The organism is Bacillus paranthracis (assembly GCF_024296885.1).
GTDB lineage: Bacteria > Bacillota > Bacilli > Bacillales > Bacillaceae_G > Bacillus_A > Bacillus_A paranthracis.
In genome coordinates this window covers 4,431,609-4,456,374 of the sequence record NZ_CP101135.1, presented here as the reverse complement: position 1 = coordinate 4,456,374, position 24,766 = coordinate 4,431,609, and the positions used below count along the sequence as shown (strand labels likewise).

Below are 24,766 nucleotides of genomic sequence, written 5' to 3'. Positions count from 1 at the left end.
GGTGATTTTTTTATGTTGAAAGTAAAACGTCCATTTGATGCCTATTTAGATGAAATGAATAAAATTACAATTTTGCTCCCACATGCGTATGGAACAAGTCGGACATTTCGTTTGCAAGAAGGAAGTAACGTGAAAGATTTACCGATTGCTCATACAATTGCGCTTCCGGATGCAACGAAGTATGAGTGCTTTATAGAAGAGCCGCTAGATGTGGGGAAGTATTATACAGTACGAGATGAACGGAATGAAGAAACAGATTTACAAATAGGTGCTGTCATAAGAACAGCGATTTTCGATGAAAAGTATTATTACGAAGGTACAGATTTAGGGGCAGTACACCAAAAGGAAGCAACTACATTTAAAGTATGGGCTCCAACTGCGAGGCTTGCGAAAGTAAGAATTTATAAAAGTGATAAAGAATATACCGATCACGAAATGCACAGAGAAGAAAATGGGGTATGGGCTCATACATTACAAGGCGATTTAGCCGGAGAAAAGTATACATTTCTTGTTTGTATAAATTTAATATGGAACGAAGCTGTGGATCCTTATGCAAAATCAGTGACTGTAAATGGGAAGTACGGCGTTGTTATTGATTTGGAAAAGACGAATGTAACAAAGCGAGGGCAATTACCACCTTTACAAGCAATGACAGATGCCATATTGTATGAACTGCATATTCGTGATGCTACTATTCATCCGAATAGTGGAGTGAGTAAAAAAGGAACATATAAAGGGCTAATGGAAGAAGGAACAACAGGACAAAATGGGACGTTAACAGGTTTGTCTCATATAAAAGATTTAGGTGTTACACATGTTGAACTATTACCTTTATATTGTTTCGGTGGTGTAGATGAGGCAAACCCTTCCTCTGCGTATAATTGGGGTTACAATCCATTATATTACAACGCACCAACGGGATTTTATGCTACAAATCCTTCTGACCCGTATAACAGGATCGTAGAGTGTAAACAGCTGATTGAAACATTTCATGAGCACGGCATTAGGGTGATTATAGATGTTGTATATAATCATGTGTATGAAAGAGAGCTATCGTCATTTGAAAAGCTTGTTCCAGGATATTATTTTCGTCATGGTGAAAATGGTATGCCTTCTAATGGGACGGGAGTCGGAAATGATATAGCATCTGAACGGAAAATGATGAGGAAATTCATTGTAGAGTCTATTTTATATTGGCTTACAGAGTACAATGTTGATGGATTTCGGTTCGACTTAATGGGAATTTTAGATGTTGATACAATAAATATAATAGAAAAAGAAGTGCGAAACATAAAGCGAGATGCACTGCTATTAGGAGAAGGCTGGGATTTACAAACACCACTTCCTCTAGAGGAAAAAGCAACGTTAAATAACGCAAAGAAAATGCCGCATATTGCGCAATTTAATGATCAATTTCGTGATGGGATAAAAGGGAGTACCTTTCATATAAATAAACGTGGTTTTGCATTTGGTGGGTATGTAGACTGTAATCATTTGCAGTATATTGCATCAGGAAGCCTTTTGAGTATGAAAGAAACAGGTTTGTTTCTAGAGCCTGTGCAAAGCATTAATTATGTAGAATGTCATGACAATATGACGATGTGGGATAAACTAATGCGCAGTAATGAAGAGTCGGAAGAGATTTTGAAAAAACGTCACGTGCTAGCAACTGCAATGGTGATTCTGTCGCAAGGCATCCCTTTCTTACATGCTGGGCAAGAGTTTTATCGTACGAAGCAAGGAAATGAAAATAGTTATAATGCAAATGATGAAATTAATCAATTAGATTGGGATCGAAAAGAGAAAGAAATAGAGACCGTTAACTATATAAAAGGTTTAATTGCGATTCGTAAAGAGCACGGAGCATTCCGGTTACAAAATGCAGACCTAATAAAAAAGTATATGACTTTTTTGCAAACATCTCCAGAAGTACTTGCATATCATTTAGAAAATGTAGAGTCGTTTGGACCGTGGAAAGAAATTGTCGTTTTATTTAATAGCAGTTTAGAAGCGAAAACGGTGCAACTGCCGAAAGAAGAAACGTGGCATGTGTTAGTAAACGAAAAGCAAGCGAAAATAGAGCCAATTTCTTCATTTAGAGGAAAGGAACTTAGGCTCGCTCCGATTAGCACGTATATATTGACGATAATGTGACAAATCGCTACTTGACGATGAGAATGTAATAAATGTAGAATTGACAAAGGTGACGATTTTGATAAGTTGTCATTCTATGGCTGGTTTTGTAAAATAAAATAGAGAATTTTTGGCTTATGCCAAGTTTTCTTTTCATTTACAGTAAAATATATATGAATCCACAACATGTGTAGAAATGTTGCGGTTTTTCTTTTCATAACTATAAAAGATAAGGATTTGTTAACGGGTAATGAATATGGAATGGTTGGAACAATTATTAGGAAAAGAGTGGAGTCTTGTACCGGCTGGTGGAGTAACGGGCGATGCATATATTGCGCAAAACGGACAACAGAAGTTATTTTTAAAGCGGAATACATCGCCCTTTTTAGCGGTATTGTCAGCAGAAGGAATTGTTCCAAAATTACTTTGGACAAGAAGGGTAACGAACGGTGATGTAATTTCTGCTCAAAAATGGCTTCCGGGACAGAAGTTAGAGCCAGAGGATATGAAACTAGAACGTGTTGCGAAACTTTTGAAGAAAATACACTCCTCTAAAGCACTTGTGCAGATGATTCAGAGACTTGGGAAGCAGCCGCTTCACGCACAAGAGTTATTACAACAACTGCAACTTGTTTTAAGAGGAGATATAAGGGATGAGGAAACAATTCAGCAAGGTCTTCAATATTTAATGGATTCATTAAAAGATATTGAATACAATGAATTCGTTGTATGCCATTGTGATGTAAACCATAACAATTGGCTATTGTCGGATGAAGATGAGTTGTTTTTAATTGATTGGGATGGAGCTGTAATTGCTGACCCAGCTCTAGACCTCGGTATGTTATTATATTGGTACATTCCGCGCCAAGAATGGAGTGAGTGGCTCGGTTACTATGATATTGAAATGGATGAATCGCTGCTTAAACGTATGAGATGGTATGTGATAGCACAAACGATTTTGTCTATTCAATGGCATACAACAAAAAAACAGCAAGCAGAAGCTGAATATTGGCATCAATATTTACAGCAACTACTTGCTTCAGAGTAATACTTAAGAAAAATTGTCCATTCCAGCAATCCACTGAGTAAGTTGTTCTTGATTATTGGAAATGTGGTTGTCCAAATTAGAGGAAGATTTACCCGATTGACTATAAGAATATACATCGTTTAGCATTGCTTTAGCGTCACTACTTATATTATCGTTTGCGAGTAACGATTGAATGAGACGCTCTAATTGCTCGCATTCAGAAACTGTCCCGCAACAATCACTTTGGTGATTGACTAAAATATCTTTCAGCACTTCTAATTGATGTTGTTGATTAATTGGCATGAACGGATCATCCTTTCGATTGTTTTTCTCTTCTTAGAAAAGTAAGAGAAAAAGCTGTTTCGTCATGGAATGTTTAATGCTGTATGTAGTTTTTATCAAAATGGTACATCTTATACTTGAAAGAAACGGACCGAGTGCTCGTACGTACTTGGTTTTTTGTTTGGTAGATTGATTAAAAACAGAAAGAAGGAATTATTCCTTTAAAATAGCTATGTAAAGAGAGGGAAACATCTATGCGTTTAAGACATAAACCATATGCAATGGATCGAATTAATGAGTATTCACATATCGTAATCGGAAACCCAGAGGAGCGCGCTGGTAACTGGAAAGAAGTATTTGGAAATGAGCAGCCCATTCACATCGAAGTAGGTACAGGTCGTGGCCGCTTTATGTATGATATGGCAAAAGCCAATCCACATATTAATTATATTGGAATTGAAAAATTCACAAGTGTTGTTGTAGATGCACTGGATAAATTAATTGAAGAAGAATTACCAAACTTAAAGTTAATTAATAAAGATGCTGAAGATTTAACAGTTTTCTTTGCAAAAGGTGAGATCGATCGCGTGTATTTAAACTTCTCAGATCCATGGCCAAAGAAACGTCATACGAAGCGTCGTTTAACGTACAAAACGTTTTTACGCAATTATGAAGAAGTGTTAGTAGAAGGCGGAGAAATTCATTTCAAAACAGATAACCAAGGTTTATTTGAATATTCTCTTATGAGTATGGCGGAGTATGGTATGTTACTAACTTACTTAAGCTTAGATCTTCATAACAGCGACTTTGAAGGTAACATTATGACTGAGTACGAAGAGAAATTCTCTAGTAAAGGTCATCGCATTTACCGAGTAGAAGCAAAATATCGTACAGAGCCTATGCAGTAATGCATAGGTTTTTTTGTGTCTAAAATAATCAGAATTTTATGTTAGTATTAAAAGAAAAGGGGGATGAAAAATGGAACAGTTACAAGTTGGAGATATAAAAGTGACGTGGCTAAAAGGTGGGAACACACATTTAGACGGAGGAGCAATGTTTGGCGTTGTGCCGAAAGTACTTTGGTCACGTAAATATAAACATAATGATACAAATCATATTTATTTACGAACAGATCCGTTACTTTTACAAACGAAAGATGGCAACATGCTCATTGATTCTGGTATAGGAAATGGTAAATTGAATGAAAAGATGAAGCGGAATCAAGGTGTAACGGAAGAGTCGTCAGTTGAGAATTCTTTAGAAAAGATGGGACTAAAGCCTGAAGATATTCATTACGTTTTAATGACGCACCTTCACTTTGATCATGCATCTGGTTTAACGAAATGGGAAGGTGATCAACTTGTACCAACTTTTCCAAATGCAAAAGTTTACGTAAGTGAAACAGAGTGGAATGAAATGAGAAATCCAAATATTAGATCCCGTAATACATATTGGAAGGAAAATTGGGAGCCAATTGTAGACCAAGTTGTTACGTTTCAGCAAGAAATAGAAATTACGGATGAAATAAAAATGGCGCATACGGGCGGCCATAGTGACGGACACGCAGTGATCGCTTTAGAAAGCAAAGGGGAAACGATGCTGCATTTAGCAGACCTATTGCCGACGCACGCCCATCAAAATGTATTATGGGTCATGGCTTATGATGATTATCCGATGACATCGATTGAAAATAAGCAAAAGTGGATGAAGTATGGTGCTGAAAACGATGCTTGGTTCACTTTTTATCATGACGCGTATTATCGCGCAGTAAAGTGGAATGAGGAAGGTCATATCGTAGAAAAAATAGAACGGAAAACGGGTATAGAAGCATAAAAATGGGAGGGTGTTCCAGCAGTCTGTTGGAGCAGTCTCCTTTTTGTTGTCGTTTTTTGTCGGTAAGTCGATATATTTCAAAAATCGCCGATATAATTTGAGTTACGGTCGATATATTTCAAAAAACGCTGATATATTTGGAGTTGCAGCCGATATATTCGAAAAAACGCCGATATAATTTCAATCACTATCTGCAATTAAAAAATAAGAGGTTCACCTAATGGGAACCCTCCTTTTTATGCTGCTATAACCTCTAAAACAGTACCTGTTTTAGCATCAACTAAAAATTCAAATCGTTCTTGTATATCATTTAACATCGTTGTAAGACCGCCGCGATACACTTCATACGCGACATCATATTTTTCAAATGTCTCTGGAACCATATGTACCCAAGAGCCAGTAATTTCACCTTTATGACTTAATGCTTGTTTTACCATTTTCAATGCTTTTTCTGAAGAAATATGGGATTGTTCTTGTACTTTGTTTGCAACGAAATAACCAGCTGCGAACCCAACGCCAAGACCTGCTACTAAACCTTTCCAGCTCATATATTCACCTCAATTCTATAAAATAAAAATAGTGTACCGATAATAATTATAAAGCAAATACAGCTAAAAAAGAAGAAACTAGAAACATTTCGAAAATTTCGTTACAATAAAAGAGGTATTCTACTAAGGTTTGAAAGAAGGGGACTTCGTGAATAAAGAGACATTACAATTATTTCGCACGTTAACAGAATTACAAGGTGCATCAGGTTTCGAACATGATGTACGCCGTTTTATGAAGCAAGAATTAAGCAAATATGCAGATGAAATTGTACAAGACGGTTTAGGTAGTGTATTTGGTCTGAAAAAAGGGGACGAAACTGGCCCGCGTGTTCTTGTAGCAGGTCATATGGATGAAGTAGGTTTTATGGTTACGCAAATTACGAAAAACGGAATGCTTCGTTTTCAACCTTTAGGCGGCTGGTGGAGCCAAGTACTATTAGCTCAGCGCGTTCAAGTTATGACGAAGAATGGCCCTGTTATTGGGGTTGTTGGTTCTATTCCTCCTCATTTATTAAGTGACGCGCAACGTGCAAAACCGATGGATATAAAAAATATGTTAATTGATATAGGCGCAGATAGCTATGAAGATGCGATTGAAATTGGTGTAAAACCAGGACAACAAATCGTGCCAATCTGCCCGTTTACGCCGATGGCAAACGAAAAGAAAATTATGGCGAAAGCTTGGGACAACCGTTATGGATGTGGCCTTGCAATCGAATTACTAAAAGAATTAAAAGACGAAACATTACCAAACACATTGTACTCTGGTGCGACTGTACAAGAAGAAGTTGGTCTTCGCGGTGCTCAAACTGCTGCAAATATGATTCAACCAGATATTTTCTATGCGCTTGATGCAAGTCCAGCTAACGATGCATCTGGTGACAAAACACAGTTCGGTCAATTAGGAAAAGGTGCTCTTCTTCGTATTTATGACCGTACGATGGTAACGCATAGAGGAATGCGCGAATTCATTTTAGATACAGCAGAAACACACAACATTCCGTACCAATACTTTATTTCACAAGGTGGTACAGATGCGGGCCGTGTACATACAAGTAACTCAGGTATCCCATCAGCAGTGATTGGTGTTTGCGCACGCTACATTCATACACATGCTTCTATTTTACATGTTGATGACTATGCAGCAGCGAAAGAACTAATTACGAAGCTTGTAAGAGCAACAGATAAAACGACGTTAGAGACAATTAAGAATAACGCGTAGAGAAGAAGGGCTGAAGAGCCTTTCTTTTTTTGGATTGAATAGATGACCCATCCATGTGTGGGAGCGGTCAGTGCTTAATTGATTCTCGCATGGGGGATTATAACCCCGGGTAGGAAGTGAGAGTAAGGTTGCTTTTGAGTTCGAGGTCCGCAATGTTGTGAGAAAAACTCTTCTTTTTCAGAATGAAGAGACAAACAAGCGATGTGTGGTGGCCGTGCTCCCGTGTATAAAGAACAATTTGATTAAGGGAAAATGATAAATTTTTATAGAGGTGAATGAAATGAAAGTAGTAGTTGGATCTAAGAATAAAACGAAGGTTGGAGCTGTGGAGAAGGTTTGGAAAGATGCTACAATTACATCTCTTTCTGTTCCTTCAGGAGTAGCAGCACAACCGTTTTCAGATGAAGAGACGATGCAAGGAGCGATTAATAGAGCGAAGCGAGCGCTAGAGGAAGGAGAAGCTCAAATTGGTATTGGATTAGAAGGCGGTGTAATGAAAACAGAGCACGGTTTATTTATGTGTAACTGGGGCGCGCTAGCAACAAGTGATGGTAAAACATTCGTTGCCGGCGGGGCACGTATTACGTTACCAGATGATTTTTTAGCACCTCTTGAAGAGGGCAAGGAGTTAAGTGAAGTGATGGAAGAGTTTGTACAGAGAAAAGATATTCGTAGTCATGAAGGTGCTATCGGTATTTTTACGGATGATTATGTGGACCGTACGGAATTATTTGTACACGTTGTTAAGTTACTTGTTGGGCAATATAAGTATGATAAAAAGCAAGCATAAACCTTGCACCGTGCGCGATGTATGGTAGTATAAAGGAAAGATTATAACATGAAAAAATGCACTCGTTAGAGGAGGAAATATAGATGAAATCATTAGAAAGCATGGAGCAATTCCAAGAGTTAAAAAATGAAGAGAATGTAATCTTTATGTTCTCAGCAGAATGGTGCCCAGACTGCCGCTTCGTAGATCCATTTATGCCAGAAGTAGAAGAGAAATATAGTGATTTCTCATTTTACTATGTAGATCGTGATGAGTTTATTGATCTATGCGTAAAATTAGACGTATTTGGCATTCCGAGCTTTGTAGCGTACAATAAAGGTGAAGAAACAGGTCGCTATGTAAACAAAGATCGTAAAACACAAGAACAAATCGAAGAGTTCATTGAAGGTTTAAAATAAGGCAATTTGCCAATTGAATTGTAAAACAACCTCTACCTTCGCGGGGGAGGTTATTTTTTTGGAAGGGAGGAAAAAGAGATGAAGATGACAAGTAAAAAGATGAAAGACGAGTTAATGAAGAGATTATCTCGCCCGGAATGGGACTTTCAGTATGATAGTGAGAAAGAAGTTCTACGTATAGAACAGAAAGACTCAAAAAAAGGTATTAACGTATCGCTTCCAGGAGTTGTAGCAAAATGGGAAGTGAATAAAGAAAAGGCGATTGAAGAGGTTGCCTACTACGTACAAGAAGCGTTAATTGCGATGCATAAGGAAGAAAATAGCGCGGCGAAAATTTTACCTGTTATTCGCTCTACTTCTTTCCCGAAACAAGCAGAAGAAGGAAATCCGTTTATTATGACGGATCATACGGCGGAAACACGTATTTACTATGCGCTAGATTCGAATAAAACATATCGTCTCATTGACGAGCGTTTATTACAAAAATTAGGGCTTACAGAGCAACAAGTGCGTGAAATGGCATTATTCAACGCTCGCTCATTAGGTTATGAATTTAAACAAGACACAGTGGCAGGTAATACATTCTACTTTTTAAACACAAATGATGGGTATGATGCCACTCGTATTTTAAACGAATCGTTACTACAATCGATGCGTGAAAAGATTTCTGGTGACATGGTTGTTGCTGTTCCTCACCAAGATGTATTAATTATTGCTGATATCGTCAACGAAATCGGTTATGATATTATTGCACAAATGACAATGAAATTTTTTGCCGAAGGGCATGTTCCGATTACATCACTTTCATTCGTATATGAAGATGGGGACTTTGAACCAATCTTTATTTTAGCGAAGAATCGGAAGAAGACAGATGGAAAAGAGAAAGGATGAACGAAGTGAACGTTTTTTACAACCTTGAAGGAATTGGTGACACTTTAATTGTTGCCTTACAAGATATTACTTTAGAGAACCGTACTTTTGATCGCAAAGGAGATGTTGCACGCGTATATGACCGTGAAAGCAACGAAACAGCAGGATTCAACATCTTTAATGCATCTTCTTACTTAGAAGTAAAAGAAACAGGTAACCTTACATTAACGAAAGAACTTGTAGAAAAAATTAACGAAATTTTAGCGAAGAACGGCTTTGAAGAAACAGTAGAAGCAGATCTTTCTCCGAAATTTGTTGTAGGCTATGTAGCTGAAAAAGAGAAACACCCAAATGCCGATAAGCTAAACATCTGTAAAGTAGAAATCGGTACAGAAACATTACAAATCGTATGTGGCGCACCAAACGTTGATGCAGGACAAAAAGTTGTCGTTGCAAAAATCGGCGCTGTAATGCCAAGCGGTATGTTAATTAAACCAGCTGAGCTTCGCGGAGTTCCTTCTGCTGGAATGATTTGTTCAGCACGTGAATTAGAGCTTCCAGATGCTCCACAAGAAAAAGGTATTCTTGTATTAGAAGATAGCTTTGAAGTTGGACAAGAGTTTAAATTTTAATTGATATAAGAAAAGAGAGGTTGTCCTTTTGGATGACCTCTCTTTTCGTTTTTTTGTCAGTAAATCGATATCCTGTGTTGAATCGTTGATATATTGCGAGTTGTGATAGATATATTCAGAAAATCATTCATATTCATAAGGATGTCACCTTTTTTCTTAAAATCTATATTGTGTTTTATAAACAAAATAGTTAAAATTTAGAAAAAGAAGGGGATAGACGTATGAAACAACAACCAAAAATCGCAGAACTTCTGAAACGAATTGAAACTTCAAAACAGCAAGATATCGAGTTAGGTTCTTATGAAATCTATTTGTTTAGTAAAATTGAATTAGAAAAAGGACAAATCGGCTATCGATATGATAAACATAAAAATTCATTAATAAGTGAAGAAAACGGAAAATGGAAAGAAGAATGGATTGTTATCGGATATGAAACAGATATGGGGGACCCAGTTTTCGTAAATGTGTCTGATGATGCGTATTTCGTTTATACTGCAGAGCGTGGTACAGAAGCGTGGCAACCCGTTCATATTGGAAATATGGATGAGATTATAAAACAATTATAAAAAACTTTGAGACCGGTGCAAAGTGTAACGGATAGTGTAGATGAGTATCGGAAGAGTAAAGCTTGAACGCATTCTTACATGTAAGAATGCGTTTTTCTATATGAAAACACTCGTAAATTAGAATATTATGGATAAATATGACATGCTTAATTTTACCTGCACTTTTTGCCGAATGCTGATACAATAAAGGATGTTACTATTTAGTAGAAAGAGTGGTAAGCATGTTAGATTGGATGAAAAAGCTGTTTAACAAAGAGGAAGAACAAACAGCGATGAATAAAGAAGTACAAAAGCAAGTTGAAAGTCAGCCGAAAATTCCTCGTGTAAACCACTACACTGAAGCAAGAGAAGCACAAATGGCAAGTAGGAATGCAGGTAAATGCCGTTTTCCATTAGTACCGGATAATGGGTTCGATGAAGAGGATGTTATAGAAACAGGGCGTTTTGAAGAACAACCTGTTCAAGCTGTAACATATGAGAATCAGCCTATTCAAAGAGGAATCAAAGTGGAAAGAAGCAGACGACAGTATGTGGAGAAGGTAGTTTCTACATATGAAGAGCCGGAAATACAATATGAACCGGAGCGAGAGCCTGTCGTAAAGAAAGCATCTACACCAGCGCAAGAAAGTAACCGTAGACCATTTCGTCCAACAGAAATGATTTCGCCAATTTACGGATATAACCGTCCTTCAGTAGAGAAAAAGGAAGAAAAGCAGGAGGAAGTAAAGGAAAGAGAAGACCTTGAAATATCTGTAGAGGGCAAATCAGTCGTTGATGCATGGTTAGAGAAAAAAGGATATACACTATCTGATTTCTCAGAAGGACAAGCACCGACTTCTTCTAGTCATAGAGCTGCTAACGAGCAAGGAGAGCAACAATATGAAGAGAGTAAAAAGGAAGAAAAGTCAGTTGTTGATCAATGGCTAGAGAAAAACGGTTATGAAATCGAACGCCAAGAGCCTATAGTGGAAGAAAAAGAAGTGGTTCAAGAAATGAGTGCACCGCAGGAAGTTCCAGCGGCTGAATTACTTCATGAAACAATTGCTGAGCGCATGGAAGGTGCGAAGCAAGAAAGTGATGTAGTGGACAAAAACATTCTACAAGAGGAATTAGTAGATTCTAAAGTAGAGCACGAGGATACAATATTATCAGAAGAAATTAAACGTAGTACAGAAATAGAACAACCTACTATTGAAGTAGAAAAACAAGCACCAGAAGAATCAGTGATTGTCAAAGCAGAAGAAAAACTTGAAGAAACAATCATTGTAGAAATACTAGAAGAAGTAGAAGTAATTGCAGAAACAGAAGAGTCAGAAGAAGTGGAAGTAATTGCGGAAACAGAAGAGTCAGAAGAAGTGGAAGTAATTGCAGAAACAGAAGAGTCAGAAGAAGTGGAAGTAATTGCAGAAACAGAAGAGTCAGAAGAAGTAGAAGTAATTGCAGAAACAGAAGAGCAAAAAGAAGTGGAAGTAATTGCGGAAGCGGAAGCACCAGAAGAAGTGGAAGTAATTGCGGAAACAGAAGCACCAGAAGAAGTGGAAGTAATTGCGGAAACAGAAGAGCAAGAAGAAGTAGAAGCAATTGCGGAAGCGGAAGAGCGAAAAGAAGTAGAAGTAATTGCAGAAACAGAAGCACCAGAAGAAGTAGAACCTGTAGCACTTGAAGAAATGCAACAAGAAATGGTGTTAAATGAAGCAATTGAACAAAAGAATGAATTCATACATGTTGCTGAGGCTGATGAACAAACGAAAAAAGATGTTCAAAGCTTTGCGGATATTTTAATTGCAGAAGAACAACGAGTTGTAGAGGAAGCACCGGTCGTAGAAGAACAACCAGCTGCAGAAGAAACACCGATTGTAGAAGAACAACCAGCTGCAGAAGAAGCACCGGTCGTAGAAGAACAACCAGTTGCAGAAGAACAACCAGTTGCAGAAGAAGCACCGATTGTAGAAGAACAACCAGTTGCAGAAGAAGCACCGGTCGTAGAAGAACAACCAGTTGCAGAAGAAGCACCGGTCGTAGAAAAACAACCAGTTGCAGAAGAAACATCGGTCGTAGAAAAACAACCAGTTGCAGAAGAAACATCGGTCGTAGAAGAACAACCAGCTGCAGAAGAAACACCGATTGTAGAAGAACAACCAGTTGTACAAAAAGAAGAACCAAAACGTGAGAAAAAGCGTCACGTACCATTTAATGTTGTTATGTTGAAACAAGATAGAGCGCGATTAATGGAAAGACATGCGTCTAGAACGAATGCAATGCAACCTTCTATGAGTGAACGAGTAGAGAATAAGCCTGTACATCAAGTAGAAGAACAGCCACAAGTGGAAGAAAAACCAATGCAACAAGTAGTAGTGGAACCACAAGTGGAAGAAAAACCAATGCAGCAAGTAGTGGTAGAACCACAAGTGGAAGAAAAACCAATGCAACAAGTAGTAGTGGAACCACAAGTGGAAGAAAAACCAATGCAACAAGTAGTAGTGGAACCACAAGTGGAAGAAAAACCAATGCAACAAGTAGTGGTAGAACCACAAGTGGAAGAAAAACCAATGCAGCAAGTAGTGGTAGAACCACAAGTGGAAGAAAAGCCAATGCAGCAAGTAGTGGTAGAACCACAAGTGGAAGAAAGACCAATGCAACAAGTAGTAGTGGAACCACAAGTGGAAGAAAAGCCAATGCAGCAAGTAGTGGAGCCACAAGTGCAGCCAGTACAACAAGTAGTGGCAGAGCAAGTACAAAAGCCAATTTCAAGTACGGAAGTAGAAGAGAAAGCATATGTTGTAAATCAAAGAGAGAATGATGTGCGCAATGTATTGCAAACGCCACCGACGTATACGATTCCATCATTAACATTACTATCGATTCCGCAGCAAGCAGCGTTAGATAATACGGAATGGTTGGAAGAACAGAAAGAATTATTAGATACAACGTTTAATAATTTCCACGTTGGCGCACATGTTATTAATGTATCGCAAGGTCCAGCAGTAACTCGTTTTGAAGTACAGCCAGATCCAGGTGTAAAAGTAAATAAAATTACAAACTTAAGTGATGATATTAAGCTAAGTTTAGCGGCGAAAGATATTCGTATTGAAGCGCCGATTCCAGGGAAGAGTGCGATTGGAATCGAAGTTCCCAATAAAGAAAGTAAGCCAGTTTTTCTTCGTGAAATTTTAAGAAGTCCTGTGTTTACAAAGAGTGAATCACCGCTTACGGTTGCGCTTGGACTTGATATTTCAGGTGATCCAATTGTAACGGATATTCGAAAAATGCCACACGGACTTATTGCGGGTGCAACAGGTTCAGGTAAAAGTGTGTGTATTAACGCCATTTTAACGAGCATTTTATATAAAGCGAAACCACATGAAGTGAAGTTAATGTTAATCGATCCGAAGATGGTTGAGCTTGCACCATACAATTCTGTTCCACATCTTGTAGCACCTGTTATTACGGATGTAAAAGCAGCGACAGCTGCATTAAAATGGGCAGTTGAAGAAATGGAGCGCCGTTATGAATTATTTGCGCACGCAGGAGCTCGTGATTTAACTCGTTACAATACGATTGTAAGTGAGCGAGAAATTCCGGGAGAGACATTACCTTATATCGTTATTGTCATTGACGAGCTAGCCGATTTAATGATGGTAGCACCTGGTGATGTTGAGGAAGCGATTTGTCGTATTGCGCAAAAAGCACGTGCTTGTGGTATTCATTTATTAGTAGCGACGCAGCGTCCATCTGTAGATGTTATTACAGGTTTAATTAAGTCGAACATTCCAACGCGTATTGCGTTTACTGTATCATCTCAAGTTGATTCGCGTACGATTATTGATATTGGGGGCGCGGAGAAATTACTTGGCCGTGGTGATATGTTATTCTTAGGGAACGGTACATCTAAGCCAGTTCGTGTACAAGGTGTATATGTATCGGATGATGAGATTGAAAAGACAGTTGATCATGTGAAAAAGCAAATGAAGCCGAATTACTTATTTAAGCAAGAGGATTTATTAGCGAAAACAGAACAGGCTGAGTCGGAAGACGAATTGTTCCTTGATGCATGTCAATTTGTTGTAGAACAAGGGGGAGCGTCCACATCTTCTGTACAGCGAAAATTCCGCATCGGTTATAATCGCGCGGCACGTCTCATTGAAGAGATGGAATCGCAAGGAATTATTTCTGAAGCAAGAGGAACGAAGCCAAGAGATGTCCTTATTTCTGAGGATGAATTTGCCGCTATGCAGGAAACAAATGTATAGTAAACGGTTTTGCTGTATACTAAGAGAAAATGTTGGATAGTAAAGTAGGGAGTAAAGCGACATGAAAGAAATTGAATTAAAATTAAAAGGTGAAATAAATAGACTAACAAATAAAACATTTAAATTTGACGAACGCGTTGGAGAAGGTTGGTTCTCTGCCGTTTACTTTTTAAAGACTAGAGAAATCATCGAAGAATTTCGCCCGAAAAGTGTTGTAACGATGCAATTTTTCCAAAAGGAAAATGCAGTTCTTTGCGGAACAGATGAAGTTATTGCATTGCTACAAACATTCGCTAAAAATCCTGAGGAACTTGAGATTAACTCTTTAAAAGATGGCGATAAAATTAGTCCATTTGAAACAGTGTTAACAATTCATGGTCCTTATGAAAATTTCGGATTTTTAGAAGGTGTTATTGATGGGATTTTAGCTCGTCGTACATCGGTTGCAACAAACGTATATAACGTTGTCCAAGCTGCGCGTAGCGTAGATAAAGAAAAACCAGTTATTTTCATGGGAGACCGTGATGATCATTATACACAACAAGCTGGTGACGGTTATGCAGCATACATCGGTGGTATGAGCGCACAAGCGACGCATGCGATGAATGAATGGTGGGGCAAAAGTGGTATGGGGACAATGCCTCACGCATTAATTCAAATGTTTAATGGTGATGTTGTGGAAGCGGCAAAAGCATATCATAAAAAATTTCCAGAAGATGAATTAGTTGTATTAATTGATTACAACAATGATGTCATTACAGATGCACTTCGCGTAGCACGTGAATTTGGATCAACATTAAAAGGTGTACGTGTAGATACGTCTCGCACGATGATTGATCAATACTTCATTCGCCACCCAGAAGTACTTGGAACATTCGATCCACGTGGTGTAAACCCATCGCTTGTATTCGCACTTCGTAAAGCACTTGATGAAGAAGGATTCCAGCATGTAGACATCGTTGTAACTGGTGGATTTGATGAGAAACGTATTCGTGAATTTGAAGCTCAAAACGTACCTGTTGATATATACGGAGTAGGAAGTAGCTTATTAAAAATGAATATTGGCTTTACTGGTGATAACGTAGAATTAAATGGAAAACCAGAGGCGAAAGCTGGTCGTAAATATCGTCCAAACCCACGTCTAGAACGTGTTCAATTAGAAAAAAGAGAAGATATGTAAGAGAGAGAAAAACTGATAGGTGATTGACCCTATCAGTTTTTCTGTTATCATAGTATAGCGGCTTCTTTTTTGCTATAATGGATTTGTTATGGACATAAAAAAGAAGTACGTACGAGTTTATCCTGATAAGTGAAGGGAAGAATAACTTCACTACATCAAAAATGTATGATGATTACCAAAATAAGAAAAGATTCATATACTGTCTTATAGATAGGCCGTTGTATTAGTTCGAAATGTTGGAGGTTCTTTAAGATGACAGTTTACCATTTTGTAGGAATTAAAGGAACAGGAATGAGTTCATTAGCGCAAATTCTTCATGACATGAAGCATACTGTTCAAGGGTCTGATTATGAAAAGCGTTTCTTTACACAAACAGCGTTGGAAAAGCGTAGTATCTCGATTCTTCCTTTTGATAAAAGTAATGTAAAAGAAGGACAAGTGATTATTGCAGGAAATGCATTTCCTGATACGCATGAAGAAATCGTAGCAGCAAAAGAATTAAACATCCCAGTACATCGTTACCATCACTTCTTAGGTGACCTTATGAACCAATACACAAGTGTTGCTGTAACTGGTGCACATGGAAAAACATCAACAACTGGTTTGTTAGCCCATGTAATGCAAGGTGCACACCCTACATCTTACCTTATTGGAGATGGAACAGGGCATGGGGTAGAAAATAGTAAGTATTTTGTATTTGAAGCTTGTGAGTATCGTCGTCATTTCTTGTCTTACAATCCAGACTATGCGATTATGACAAACATTGATTTTGATCATCCAGATTATTTCACAGATATCAATGATGTATTCAGTGCATTCCAAGAGATGGCATTGCAAGTAAAAAAAGGCATTATTGCATGTGGAGATGATGAAGAACTTCAAAAAATTCAAGCGAAAGTACCTGTTATTTTCTATGGATTTGGAGAAGATAATGATTTCCAAGCACGTAACATTCAAAAGAGAACAGATGGTACTATTTTCGATGTATTCGTTCGTAATACGTACTATGACACGTTCAAAATTACAGGATACGGCAATCACAGCGTATTAAATGCATTAGCAGTAATCGCGCTTTGCCATTATGAAAATGTTGATGTAGAAGCAGTTAAGCATCAGTTAACAACTTTTGAAGGCGTAAAACGTCGCTTTAATGAGAAGCCGATGGGAGAGCAAGTTATTATTGATGACTACGCACACCATCCGACAGAAATTAATGCAACGATTGAAGCCGCTCGTCAAAAACATCCAGAGCGTGAAATTGTCGTTGTATTCCAGCCGCACACATTCTCACGTACAGAAAAGTTCTTAGATGAGTTCGCGGAAAGCCTAAGCAAAGCTGATCAAGTATACTTATGTGATATTTTCGGATCAGCGCGCGAAAACAAAGGTGAATTAACAATCGAAGATCTGCAAAAGCGTATTGACGGTGCAGAATTAATTACAGATACAACAACGGATGTATTAAAGAAACATAAAAACGGCGTTCTCATTTTCATGGGCGCAGGAGACATCCAAAAATTCGAAGCAGCTTACGTAAAAGAAGTTCAAGTTGCAGAGAAGTAATAGAAAAGACGCATAGCGGTGGCTGTGCGTCTTTTTTGTTGTGTTGTAGGGTGTAGTAATGTTGTCGAATTTAGTCGATAAGTCGATATCCCTTGTCGAATCGTCGATATATTTTAAAAATCGTTGATATATTAGATGGGCATTTTCTATTTGAAAATGTTAGAATAATAAGAAAAATAAAAAAGGGAGCTAAAAAACATGTTCACACTCCGGGTAGATGACGAAATCGAACTACAATTACTAGAAAAACATCATAAAGAGGAACTATATCAATTAATAAATCAAAACCGTAATCATTTAAGAAGATGGCTTCCTTGGGTAGATGGGACGAAATCTGCTGATGCTTATAATGAGATTTGTCCGATGTGGTTAAAGAAGTTTGCAGAGGGAGACGGTTTTGAAAGTGGTATACGTTATAAAGGAAAGCTCGTTGGGATGGTAGGTATTCATCCAGTGAGCTGGGGGAAGAAAGCGGCGAGTCTTGGATATTATCTTGCAGAAGATGCTGGCGGGAAAGGTATTATGACGCGTAGCGTGAAGGCTGTACTTCACTATGCATTTGAGAATTTAAAATTAAATAAAATGGAAATTAGATGCGGTGTTGAAAATGTGAAAAGCCGCGCGATCCCAGAGCGTTTAGGATTTAAGTTAGATGGTATTTTAAGAGATGAAGAATGGCTATACGATCACTTCCACGATATCGCTGTATATAGTTTATTAGCTTCAGAGTGGAAGGAGATTCGATGAACGAGAAGATTCATATTGTTCCGTATGAAAGTACATTTCAAGAGGAAGTAGTAAACCTTATCGTTCATATTCAGCAAAAAGAGTACAATGTCCCCATTATGAAAGAAGAGCAGCCGGACCTGCTTAAAATAGAAACATTTTATCAAAGGAATCATGGCAACTTTTGGGTAGCAATTTATGATGGTAAAGTAGTTGGAACAGTAGCTTTATTAGATATTGGGAATCATCAAGTAGCGTTAAGAAAAATGTTCGTAAAAAAAGAATTTCGGGGAAAAGAGTGGGGTGCATCACATAAGTTGCTCCAAACAGCAATTTCGTGGGCTGAGAATAAAAAGCTGAAGGATATTTACTTAGGAACGACAGTGAAATTTTTAGCGGCGCATCGCTTTTATGAAAAGAATGGTTTTGAAAGTGTGAGTATAGATGAGTTGCCAAAAAGTTTTCCAGTGTTGCAGGTGGATAAGAAATTTTATAGATATATTGTTTAAGAAGGTCATGTAGAAATGGCCTTTTTTTATGAACTAAAATGGAAAAAGTGGTATAATTTAGGTTAGGGGGTGCGTGTATGAACTTTCCGATTCAAAGAAGTAAGTCAGTAGTCATTTTCGTTTGTCTCACGTTAGCTTTTATGTTTGTGTATCCACTCGTCATGATTGTCGCAAATAAAGAGCAGTGGATGACAGCGTTAATTGGGATGAGTTTATGCTTCCTTGTTAATGTACCACTCGTTTGGGAAGTATTTATTAAAAAGCATAAAGTAGAAGATGGTGTATTAAAGTACGGTATTTTAAATGATGATGTTGTATTAAAAGATATAAGAGTTGTTCGTCAAGTTGGAAACTACCTTGAAATTACGACGAATGCATACAAAGTACATATGGTTGCGATGCCGCAACATATGACTGAATTTTTGGCACTTATTGAGAAAGAGAATCCACATGTGAAAATAGAAATGGTGGATAAGAAATGAGATATGTAAAACCTTTGTTTTGCTTGGAAATATTATTTGTACTTGTTGGTTGCACTAGAGTATATATGAAATGGGATCTGCCTTTATATGTTCCTATATTGATTGGTACTATTGCAGTGGCGCTTTTGTATTATTTTCACTTCCAGCAAACAAAAAGTGAGAAAAGTAGCTCAATATAGAGTGAAGATAAAAAAACGCTCGGAAAAATCCCGAGCGTTTTTATTATTATTTTAAGTTCTCTGGATTTAAAGCTTCTAATTCAGGTACAACGAAGCGTCCGTCTTTACGGATTAGTACGTCGTCGAAGTAAATTTCGCCGCCGCCGTATTCAGGGCGTTGGATGCATACTAAATCCCAGTGAATGTTCGAGTTGTTACCGTTCCATGCATCGTCGTAAGCTTGTCCAGGAGTGAAGTGGAAGCTGCCATCGATTTTTTCATCGAATAGGATGTCTCCCATTGGATGTAAGATGTATGGGTTTACGCCGATTGCGAACTCACCAACGTAGCGTGCGCCTTCGTCTGTATCGAAGATTTTGTTAATGCGCTCTGTATCGTTTGCAGTTGCTTCAACGATTTGTCCGTTCTCGAACTTAAGTTGTACATTTTCAAATGTATAACCGTTGTAAGGAGATGGCGTGTTGTAAGAAACTGTACCGTTAACAGAATCACGAACTGGTGCAGAGTATACTTCACCGTCTGGAATGTTTAAATGACCTGAGCATTTAATTGCTGGAATGTCTTTAATAGAGAATGTTAAGTCAGTTCCAGGTCCAGTTAGGCGCACTTTATCTGTTTTATTCATTAATGTAACAAGGCTATCCATCGCCTTATCCATTTTACCGTAGTCTAAGTTACAAACTTCGAAGTAGAAGTCTTCGAAAGCTTCTGTGCTCATTTTTGCAAGCTGCGCCATAGAAGCATTTGGGTAGCGAAGAACAACCCAGCGTGTTTTCGGAACGCGGATGTCTCTATGAACTTTTTTACCAACTGTTTGACCGTGAATTTGCATTCTTTCACTTGGCACGTCAGCTTGTTCGTTAATGTTATCGCCAGAGCGAAGACCGATATAAGCGTCCATATCTTTCATTACGCTTGCTTCATATGCAGCGATTTGTTCAAAATGTTCTTCAGTAGCACCCATTAATAAAGAGCGATCTACTTGATGATCTTTTAAAGAAACGAATGGGAAACCACCAGCTGCATATGCTTCTTTTACAAGTGCAGTTACAAGTTCTTTTTGTAAGCCAAAGTTTTCAATTAATACTTTTTCGCCTTTTTGTAAGCGAATAGAGTAGTTAATTAAATTGTATGCTAACTTTTCAATGCGTGGATCTTTCATATGTAAAGCCTCCCTACTAATTATGTATCCTCTCCTATTGTAACCTACTTAGTGGAATTTGTTGAATCATTTATGTTAAAGTTAACGAATAAGTATGAAAATTCTAATGAAAAGATAGGGATTAGAACGAAACGGAAAATGATTGTATAATAGGGGAAAGTATGAAAAAGATAAAGGAAGTGATGAAATGCAAGTTCTTTTATATGTAAGTGCGGCTATTATCGCGGTTGCTTTCGCTGTATTAGTAGTGTATGTATGCAGAACGTTGTTATCGGTTCAGAAGACGTTAGAAAACGTTGCAAGTACGTTAGAAGGTTTAGAAAAGCAAATGCAAGGAATTAGCGTAGAGACGGAGCAATTATTACATAAAACAAATGCATTAGCTGATGACATTCAACAGAAGTCACAATCATTAAATAAAGTAGTATCGGGTGTAGATGGAATTGGAACGACAATTCATTCTTTAAATACGAAACTTCGTAATGTATCAGAGTCTGTTACGGATGAAATTGAAAATAATGCAGATAAAGTAGCGCAAGTTGTACAGTGGAGTAGCGCAGCAATTGAAGTATACAATCATTATCGTGCGACAAGACAAGAGAAAAAGGTTGAAAAAGAAGAACGTAAATTAGAAAGACTCGAGAAAAAAGCTGAAAAGAAAGAAAAGCGCTCTAGACTTCGTATGAGAGGTGAATCGTAATGAATATGACAAAACTTGAAACAATTGAAGAGCTTGAAGTACTAGTAGAAAAAAACGAGCCTTATGTTCTTTTTAAACATAGTACGACATGCCCGATTAGTCATGGTGCCTATACAGAATTTCAAGCTTATTGTAGTGAAGAAAGAGCGGTACCAGCGTATTACTTATACGTACAAGATGCGAGAGATGTTTCGAATCGTGTTGCAGAACAGTACAGCATTAAACATGAATCTCCGCAAGTGTTATACATAAAAGATGGGATGGTAGTATGGAATACGTCTCATTGGAACATTAAAAAAGATGCTTTAGAAGAGAATATTAAGTAAAAAGAAGCAAGCAAAAGGTGCTTGCTTCTTTTTTTTGTTTTTGTTGAAATATATTTAATGGTAAACTGTTAATAGTTCAAACTAAATAACTAGATTGTTGAAAGTAGGTTTTAAGTAATGAAGAAAATGGCATTATCCTTCGCAGTCGTAAGTTTATTACTAGGAGCTTGTAGTAATGATACGATTAGTAAGAAGGATGAAGTTATACAGAAAGATACGAAAGAAAAAAGCATGATTCCGAGAACTGCTGTTTCTAAAGATTATTATAGAACTGTAATTCCTTTAAAAGAACAAAAGGTTATAAATACAGCTAATGTAAAAACAAATTCTAAATTAGATTTAGCAGAGTATGAAAATGGTTTAATGAATATTGCAAAAGAGCAATTTGATACAGAAAACCATGTGCTTCAATTAAATCAGTATATTCCTGAGAAGTTAGTTGATGAACTAGTCGCAAAAGTAGAAGCACCCGTTTTGACAAATATTATAGAACAAGACTATTTCGGGAAACAGAATTCAAATGAATTAAGTTTATCTGGCGTTGTAATTGGGTTAGCTATGTCTTCAAGTGTATCCAATGAAGAGGCAATGTCTAAGGGGACTGAAGTTGCTAAGCAACTTATTGAAGCTATTCATAAAAATGACAAGTATAATAAATCCCCAATTACGTTTGCTATCTTTAAGCAAGAAAGTACAAGTTCTTTAAAAAATGGCACGTATATTGCTAGTGCTACCGTTCAAAAGAATGATAAGAACCTTGGAAATTGGAATGCAATTGAAGAAAAAGCGTATTCATATCCTTCCGATGAATTTACACAAGCACATGGAGAAGATAATGAAAAAATAAATAAATTTGCTGAGGCAATGAAAGGTTTTTCTCCTGGAGACTTTATCCCAGTAAATGCTAAAGTTTCTTATAAGAAAAATCAAATGGATACATTAAATATGGATATTGTTATTAAATATAACGGTAAAACAGAATTAATGGCTCTTACTCAACTCGCCGCTCAAAGTATGTTAGACCAATTACCGAAAGATGCAAAAGTACAATTGCAGATAAAGTCCGAGAATAAAATTGAGGCAATTGTTATAAAAGAGAAAAACAGCGATAAACCGTTTGTTTCCTTCTTATAAAAAAAGACAGTGTTTAAACTGTCTTTTTTTACTGTAAATGAAAGGGGACGATGGGACAGGGCGTCACGTAATACGCTCCATATTTCCGCTGTACTAATTTCAATTTACCCCTTGCATTGTCGATGTAACGCATTCTACAGGGGGATGGGATCTTCTTATTGCCAATTGTAGAGTACTTCCAGATCCAGCGCATCAAATGCCTATCATTGTCGATTTTTGTTGGTAAGTCGATATATTCAAAAAATCGCTGATATAAATTTCAATTACTAGCTAGTGTACTGCTTAAAATAAGATTTCTACTTATGAAACATCTATATTTTTACAAAAAATACCCTTTTTTTCATGAAAAATACGAAAATACGAGAAAAGAAGCGAATTTTTTCGAAACTTTTGCGGGAAAATATTGTATGACCCTGCGTTTTTATCGTATCATTAGTAAAAGGAAGAACTCGGGACGATTGGTGGCATCTGCAAATAGAGTTGATGTCTTTTTTTCATTCAAGTAACCGATACATAAAAATAGATAGCAAAAATAGAAGGAGTGTGCGATGAGATGAACGTAACAATATATGATGTAGCGCGCGAAGCGAACGTTTCAATGGCTACCGTGTCACGCGTTGTGAACGGTAACCCAAATGTAAAGCCTACAACAAGAAAGAAAGTATTAGAAGCAATTGATCGTTTAGGATACCGCCCAAATGCGGTAGCACGTGGATTAGCAAGTAAGAAGACAACTACAGTAGGTGTTATTATTCCTGATATCTCAAATACGTTTTATGCAGAACTTGCTCGTGGAATTGAAGATATCGCAACAATGTACAAATATAACATCATTTTAAGTAACTCTGACCAAAACAAAGAGAAAGAGTTCCATTTATTAAATACGATGCTTGGAAAACAAGTGGACGGAATTGTTTTCATGGGTGAAGATATTACAGACATTCACATTGAAGAATTTAAAAAGTCTCCAGTACCAATCGTATTAGCAGCGTCATTTGATGAGCAAAATGAAACGCCATCAGTAAACATTGATTATACACAAGCAGCTTACGACGCAATGAAGCACTTTATTGAACAAGGACATAAGCGTATCGGTTTCGTCTCTGGTCCTTTCATTGATAAGGCGGGAAGCGCGAAGAAATTACAAGGTTATAAAAAAGCTCTAGAAGAAGCAGGTATTTCATATGATGAAAATCTTGTAATCGATGGAGATTACACATATGACTCAGGTATCGAAGCATTCGAAAAGCTTTGGAGCCTTGATGAAAAGCCAACAGCGATCTTCGTATCTTCTGACGAAATGGCACTAGGTGTAATCCACGCAGCACAAGACACTGGATTAAATGTACCAACTGATGTAGAAGTACTTGGTTTCGATAATACACGCCTTGCATTAATGGTTCGTCCACAACTTTCAACAGTTGTACAACCGATGTATGATATCGGTGCAGTAGCAATGCGTCTATTAACAAAGTATATGAACAAAGAAAAAGTGGAAGATCACACTGTTATCTTACCTCACCGTATCCAATTTAGAGATTCAACGAAGTAAGTATAGAAAAGCTCACAGCGATTGCTGTGAGCTTTTATTTATATTCAGGATAGTATGTTTGAACTATAGTATCCACCGTTTCATTTTTCTTAACGTGTAAAAATCTTGCGTATAATTCTTTTCCGGTTTCAAATGGTGTATCGTCTAATTCAAACACATGTAATAGTTTTCGAAACGTCCACGTTACTTGCTCACCGTACATATTATCGTACGTATGCTCAGACTGTATAGCGATTTGTTCACCTAGTGCATGGGCCTCTTCAAAACTGTGTGCCTTAACAAGAATAATACTTTCTTCAAAAAGTGTATCGTGATTTTCTTCATAATGCTCATCCATTTTCGTAGGATCAGGCTCACCAGAATGAACAGATTCAAACAATAATTTTACAGCGTACATATTATGCTGCATGTTTCACTCTATAAATAATACTTGCGACAAGTGAAGCAGGTATTGTAAATACGTTACTTTGGTAATGGTAATGTATTTGGGATTCTTCATAAGACATGTTGTCATATAGTTCGTTTTGTGACATATTCATTTTCTTCTGTTTTTCTTTGAGTATTTTAATGTAGTTATACTGTATTGGGACGAGAATGATGAAATAGGCTAATACGATTAGTGAAATCCAAATCATTATGAACACTCCCTTATAAAGAATATTTATATATGGTAATTATATCAAATTATACGAATAATATCCA

Annotated in this window: 26 protein-coding genes; 21 read left to right on the top strand and 5 right to left on the bottom strand. The window is 37.3% G+C overall.

Annotated elements, in window-relative coordinates; all coding sequences use genetic code 11:
* Nucleotides 1-12: 12 nt before the first annotated feature.
* Both pulA and NLJ82_RS23045 read left to right on the top strand, forming a co-directional pair.
* Nucleotides 13-2,154, top strand: coding sequence for a type I pullulanase (gene pulA / locus NLJ82_RS23050; protein WP_000921716.1), 2,142 nt, complete (start codon nt 13-15; stop codon nt 2,152-2,154).
* Nucleotides 2,155-2,383: 229 nt separating this feature from the next.
* On the top strand, nt 2,384-3,181 hold the full coding sequence (locus tag NLJ82_RS23045) for a phosphotransferase family protein (RefSeq protein ID WP_001055736.1): 798 nt from the start codon (nt 2,384-2,386) through the stop codon (nt 3,179-3,181).
* 3 nt (nt 3,182-3,184) lie between these two features.
* On the opposite strand, the gene NLJ82_RS23040 is transcribed toward NLJ82_RS23045, so the two are convergent.
* On the bottom strand, nt 3,185-3,463 hold the full coding sequence (locus NLJ82_RS23040) for a YtzH-like family protein (protein ID WP_001122234.1): 279 nt from the start codon (nt 3,461-3,463) through the stop codon (nt 3,185-3,187).
* A 233-nt stretch (nt 3,464-3,696) separates the two neighbouring features.
* Between NLJ82_RS23040 and trmB the strand changes: the two genes are divergently transcribed.
* Nucleotides 3,697-4,350 (top strand): tRNA (guanosine(46)-N7)-methyltransferase TrmB, encoded by a 654-nt coding sequence (trmB, locus tag NLJ82_RS23035; protein ID WP_001239380.1) that lies wholly within the window; start codon nt 3,697-3,699, stop codon nt 4,348-4,350.
* A 70-nt stretch (nt 4,351-4,420) separates the two neighbouring features.
* Nucleotides 4,421-5,275 carry a YtnP family quorum-quenching lactonase gene (locus tag NLJ82_RS23030; protein WP_000436882.1) on the top strand — a complete coding sequence of 285 codons (855 nt, stop codon included), beginning with the start codon at nt 4,421-4,423 and terminating at the stop codon, nt 5,273-5,275.
* Between the two features lie 236 nt (nt 5,276-5,511).
* On the opposite strand, the gene NLJ82_RS23025 is transcribed toward NLJ82_RS23030, so the two are convergent.
* Nucleotides 5,512-5,823, bottom strand: coding sequence for a PepSY domain-containing protein (locus NLJ82_RS23025; protein ID WP_000118540.1), 312 nt, complete (start codon nt 5,821-5,823; stop codon nt 5,512-5,514).
* Between the two features lie 148 nt (nt 5,824-5,971).
* Here NLJ82_RS23025 and NLJ82_RS23020 point away from each other — a divergent pair, with 148 nt between their 5' ends.
* The 13 genes from NLJ82_RS23020 to NLJ82_RS22960 all read left to right on the top strand — a co-directional run bounded on the left by NLJ82_RS23020 (nt 5,972) and on the right by NLJ82_RS22960 (nt 19,190).
* Nucleotides 5,972-7,045: a M42 family metallopeptidase gene (locus tag NLJ82_RS23020; RefSeq protein ID WP_001031510.1), complete on the top strand. Its 1,074-nt coding sequence runs from the start codon at nt 5,972-5,974 to the stop codon at nt 7,043-7,045.
* A gap of 280 nt (nt 7,046-7,325) precedes the next feature.
* Nucleotides 7,326-7,835 (top strand): DUF84 family protein, encoded by a 510-nt coding sequence (locus NLJ82_RS23015; RefSeq protein ID WP_000869951.1) that lies wholly within the window; start codon nt 7,326-7,328, stop codon nt 7,833-7,835.
* A gap of 83 nt (nt 7,836-7,918) precedes the next feature.
* Nucleotides 7,919-8,233, top strand: coding sequence for a thioredoxin family protein (locus NLJ82_RS23010; protein WP_000838188.1), 315 nt, complete (start codon nt 7,919-7,921; stop codon nt 8,231-8,233).
* 78 nt (nt 8,234-8,311) lie between these two features.
* Entirely contained in the window at nt 8,312-9,124 is an 813-nt protein-coding gene (locus NLJ82_RS23005) for a DUF1444 domain-containing protein (RefSeq protein ID WP_000784613.1), read from the top strand.
* The gene (ytpR, locus tag NLJ82_RS23000; RefSeq protein ID WP_001006759.1) at nt 9,121-9,735 is read left to right on the top strand and encodes a YtpR family tRNA-binding protein; all 615 of its coding nucleotides are present in this window, start codon (nt 9,121-9,123) and stop codon (nt 9,733-9,735) included. Before NLJ82_RS23005 ends, ytpR begins: the two co-directional genes overlap by 4 nt.
* Nucleotides 9,736-9,956: 221 nt before the next feature.
* A complete protein-coding gene (locus NLJ82_RS22995; RefSeq protein ID WP_000813332.1) occupies nt 9,957-10,301 on the top strand; it encodes a hypothetical protein in 345 nt (114 codons plus the stop codon).
* A 221-nt stretch (nt 10,302-10,522) separates the two neighbouring features.
* Nucleotides 10,523-14,551, top strand: a complete 4,029-nt coding sequence (locus NLJ82_RS22990) for a DNA translocase FtsK (protein ID WP_000888071.1) — start codon at nt 10,523-10,525, stop codon at nt 14,549-14,551.
* A gap of 61 nt (nt 14,552-14,612) precedes the next feature.
* Nucleotides 14,613-15,731, top strand: coding sequence for a nicotinate phosphoribosyltransferase (locus tag NLJ82_RS22985; RefSeq protein ID WP_000658369.1), 1,119 nt, complete (start codon nt 14,613-14,615; stop codon nt 15,729-15,731).
* Nucleotides 15,732-15,983: 252 nt separating this feature from the next.
* Nucleotides 15,984-17,294: a UDP-N-acetylmuramate--L-alanine ligase gene (murC, locus tag NLJ82_RS22980; RefSeq protein ID WP_000219471.1), complete on the top strand. Its 1,311-nt coding sequence runs from the start codon at nt 15,984-15,986 to the stop codon at nt 17,292-17,294.
* A 198-nt stretch (nt 17,295-17,492) separates the two neighbouring features.
* Nucleotides 17,493-18,041 (top strand): GNAT family N-acetyltransferase, encoded by a 549-nt coding sequence (locus tag NLJ82_RS22975; protein ID WP_000494672.1) that lies wholly within the window; start codon nt 17,493-17,495, stop codon nt 18,039-18,041.
* On the top strand, nt 18,038-18,529 hold the full coding sequence (locus tag NLJ82_RS22970) for a GNAT family N-acetyltransferase (protein WP_001003094.1): 492 nt from the start codon (nt 18,038-18,040) through the stop codon (nt 18,527-18,529). The genes NLJ82_RS22975 and NLJ82_RS22970 overlap by 4 nt, the downstream gene beginning before the upstream one ends.
* A gap of 77 nt (nt 18,530-18,606) precedes the next feature.
* Complete coding sequence (locus tag NLJ82_RS22965; protein ID WP_001010633.1) at nt 18,607-19,011, top strand: PH domain-containing protein; 405 nt, start codon at nt 18,607-18,609, stop codon at nt 19,009-19,011.
* On the top strand, nt 19,008-19,190 hold the full coding sequence (locus tag NLJ82_RS22960; RefSeq protein ID WP_001271091.1) for a hypothetical protein: 183 nt from the start codon (nt 19,008-19,010) through the stop codon (nt 19,188-19,190). The genes NLJ82_RS22965 and NLJ82_RS22960 overlap by 4 nt, the downstream gene beginning before the upstream one ends.
* A 46-nt stretch (nt 19,191-19,236) precedes the next feature.
* Here NLJ82_RS22960 and NLJ82_RS22955 read toward each other — a convergent pair whose 3' ends face one another.
* Nucleotides 19,237-20,352, bottom strand: coding sequence for an aminopeptidase (locus tag NLJ82_RS22955; RefSeq protein WP_000654739.1), 1,116 nt, complete (start codon nt 20,350-20,352; stop codon nt 19,237-19,239).
* A 187-nt stretch (nt 20,353-20,539) separates the two neighbouring features.
* On the opposite strand from NLJ82_RS22955, the gene NLJ82_RS22950 reads away from it, so the two are divergent.
* The 4 genes from NLJ82_RS22950 (at nt 20,540) to ccpA (ending at nt 24,064) form a co-directional block, all read left to right on the top strand.
* The gene (locus tag NLJ82_RS22950) at nt 20,540-21,052 is read left to right on the top strand and encodes a DUF948 domain-containing protein (protein ID WP_001197726.1); all 513 of its coding nucleotides are present in this window, start codon (nt 20,540-20,542) and stop codon (nt 21,050-21,052) included.
* Nucleotides 21,052-21,378, top strand: coding sequence for a bacillithiol system redox-active protein YtxJ (gene ytxJ, locus NLJ82_RS22945; RefSeq protein WP_001057466.1), 327 nt, complete (start codon nt 21,052-21,054; stop codon nt 21,376-21,378). The genes NLJ82_RS22950 and ytxJ overlap by 1 nt, the downstream gene beginning before the upstream one ends.
* 117 nt (nt 21,379-21,495) lie before the next feature.
* Nucleotides 21,496-22,512, top strand: a complete 1,017-nt coding sequence (locus tag NLJ82_RS22940; protein ID WP_000738018.1) for a CamS family sex pheromone protein — start codon at nt 21,496-21,498, stop codon at nt 22,510-22,512.
* A 553-nt stretch (nt 22,513-23,065) separates the two neighbouring features.
* Nucleotides 23,066-24,064: a catabolite control protein A gene (gene ccpA, locus NLJ82_RS22935; protein ID WP_001103296.1), complete on the top strand. Its 999-nt coding sequence runs from the start codon at nt 23,066-23,068 to the stop codon at nt 24,062-24,064.
* Nucleotides 24,065-24,098: 34 nt separating this feature from the next.
* Here ccpA and NLJ82_RS22930 read toward each other — a convergent pair whose 3' ends face one another.
* Together NLJ82_RS22930 and NLJ82_RS22925 are read right to left on the bottom strand one after the other, a co-directional pair.
* Nucleotides 24,099-24,461 carry a DUF4288 domain-containing protein gene (locus NLJ82_RS22930; protein WP_025991609.1) on the bottom strand — a complete coding sequence of 121 codons (363 nt, stop codon included), beginning with the start codon at nt 24,459-24,461 and terminating at the stop codon, nt 24,099-24,101.
* A gap of 1 nt (nt 24,462) precedes the next feature.
* Nucleotides 24,463-24,699, bottom strand: coding sequence for a DUF3949 domain-containing protein (locus tag NLJ82_RS22925; protein WP_000637881.1), 237 nt, complete (start codon nt 24,697-24,699; stop codon nt 24,463-24,465).
* Between the last annotated feature and the right edge of the window lie 67 nt (nt 24,700-24,766).

Bases quoted from the DNA above. Each gene is read 5' to 3' on its own strand.
- NLJ82_RS22940 (WP_000738018.1), top strand. From the start codon at position 21,496: ATGAAGAAAATGGCATTATCCTTCGCAGTCGTAAGTTTATTACTAGGA.
- ccpA (WP_001103296.1), top strand. From the start codon at position 23,066: ATGAACGTAACAATATATGATGTAGCGCGCGAAGCGAACGTTTCAATG.
- NLJ82_RS22995 (WP_000813332.1), top strand. From the start codon at position 9,957: ATGAAACAACAACCAAAAATCGCAGAACTTCTGAAACGAATTGAAACT.
- NLJ82_RS22985 (WP_000658369.1), top strand. From the start codon at position 14,613: ATGAAAGAAATTGAATTAAAATTAAAAGGTGAAATAAATAGACTAACA.
- NLJ82_RS22955 (WP_000654739.1), bottom strand. From the start codon at position 20,352: ATGAAAGATCCACGCATTGAAAAGTTAGCATACAATTTAATTAACTAC.
- NLJ82_RS22970 (WP_001003094.1), top strand. From the start codon at position 18,038: ATGAACGAGAAGATTCATATTGTTCCGTATGAAAGTACATTTCAAGAG.
- NLJ82_RS23005 (WP_000784613.1), top strand. From the start codon at position 8,312: ATGAAGATGACAAGTAAAAAGATGAAAGACGAGTTAATGAAGAGATTA.
- NLJ82_RS23015 (WP_000869951.1), top strand. From the start codon at position 7,326: ATGAAAGTAGTAGTTGGATCTAAGAATAAAACGAAGGTTGGAGCTGTG.
- pulA (WP_000921716.1), top strand. From the start codon at position 13: ATGTTGAAAGTAAAACGTCCATTTGATGCCTATTTAGATGAAATGAAT.
- NLJ82_RS23025 (WP_000118540.1), bottom strand. From the start codon at position 5,823: ATGAGCTGGAAAGGTTTAGTAGCAGGTCTTGGCGTTGGGTTCGCAGCT.
- ytpR (WP_001006759.1), top strand. From the start codon at position 9,121: ATGAACGAAGTGAACGTTTTTTACAACCTTGAAGGAATTGGTGACACT.
- NLJ82_RS22930 (WP_025991609.1), bottom strand. From the start codon at position 24,461: ATGTACGCTGTAAAATTATTGTTTGAATCTGTTCATTCTGGTGAGCCT.
- NLJ82_RS22925 (WP_000637881.1), bottom strand. From the start codon at position 24,699: ATGATTTGGATTTCACTAATCGTATTAGCCTATTTCATCATTCTCGTC.
- NLJ82_RS23010 (WP_000838188.1), top strand. From the start codon at position 7,919: ATGAAATCATTAGAAAGCATGGAGCAATTCCAAGAGTTAAAAAATGAA.
- ytxJ (WP_001057466.1), top strand. From the start codon at position 21,052: ATGAATATGACAAAACTTGAAACAATTGAAGAGCTTGAAGTACTAGTA.
- NLJ82_RS22965 (WP_001010633.1), top strand. From the start codon at position 18,607: ATGAACTTTCCGATTCAAAGAAGTAAGTCAGTAGTCATTTTCGTTTGT.
- trmB (WP_001239380.1), top strand. From the start codon at position 3,697: ATGCGTTTAAGACATAAACCATATGCAATGGATCGAATTAATGAGTAT.
- NLJ82_RS22950 (WP_001197726.1), top strand. From the start codon at position 20,540: ATGCAAGTTCTTTTATATGTAAGTGCGGCTATTATCGCGGTTGCTTTC.
- NLJ82_RS22960 (WP_001271091.1), top strand. From the start codon at position 19,008: ATGAGATATGTAAAACCTTTGTTTTGCTTGGAAATATTATTTGTACTT.
- NLJ82_RS22975 (WP_000494672.1), top strand. From the start codon at position 17,493: ATGTTCACACTCCGGGTAGATGACGAAATCGAACTACAATTACTAGAA.
- NLJ82_RS23030 (WP_000436882.1), top strand. From the start codon at position 4,421: ATGGAACAGTTACAAGTTGGAGATATAAAAGTGACGTGGCTAAAAGGT.
- NLJ82_RS23045 (WP_001055736.1), top strand. From the start codon at position 2,384: ATGAATATGGAATGGTTGGAACAATTATTAGGAAAAGAGTGGAGTCTT.
- NLJ82_RS22990 (WP_000888071.1), top strand. From the start codon at position 10,523: ATGTTAGATTGGATGAAAAAGCTGTTTAACAAAGAGGAAGAACAAACA.
- NLJ82_RS23040 (WP_001122234.1), bottom strand. From the start codon at position 3,463: ATGCCAATTAATCAACAACATCAATTAGAAGTGCTGAAAGATATTTTA.
- murC (WP_000219471.1), top strand. From the start codon at position 15,984: ATGACAGTTTACCATTTTGTAGGAATTAAAGGAACAGGAATGAGTTCA.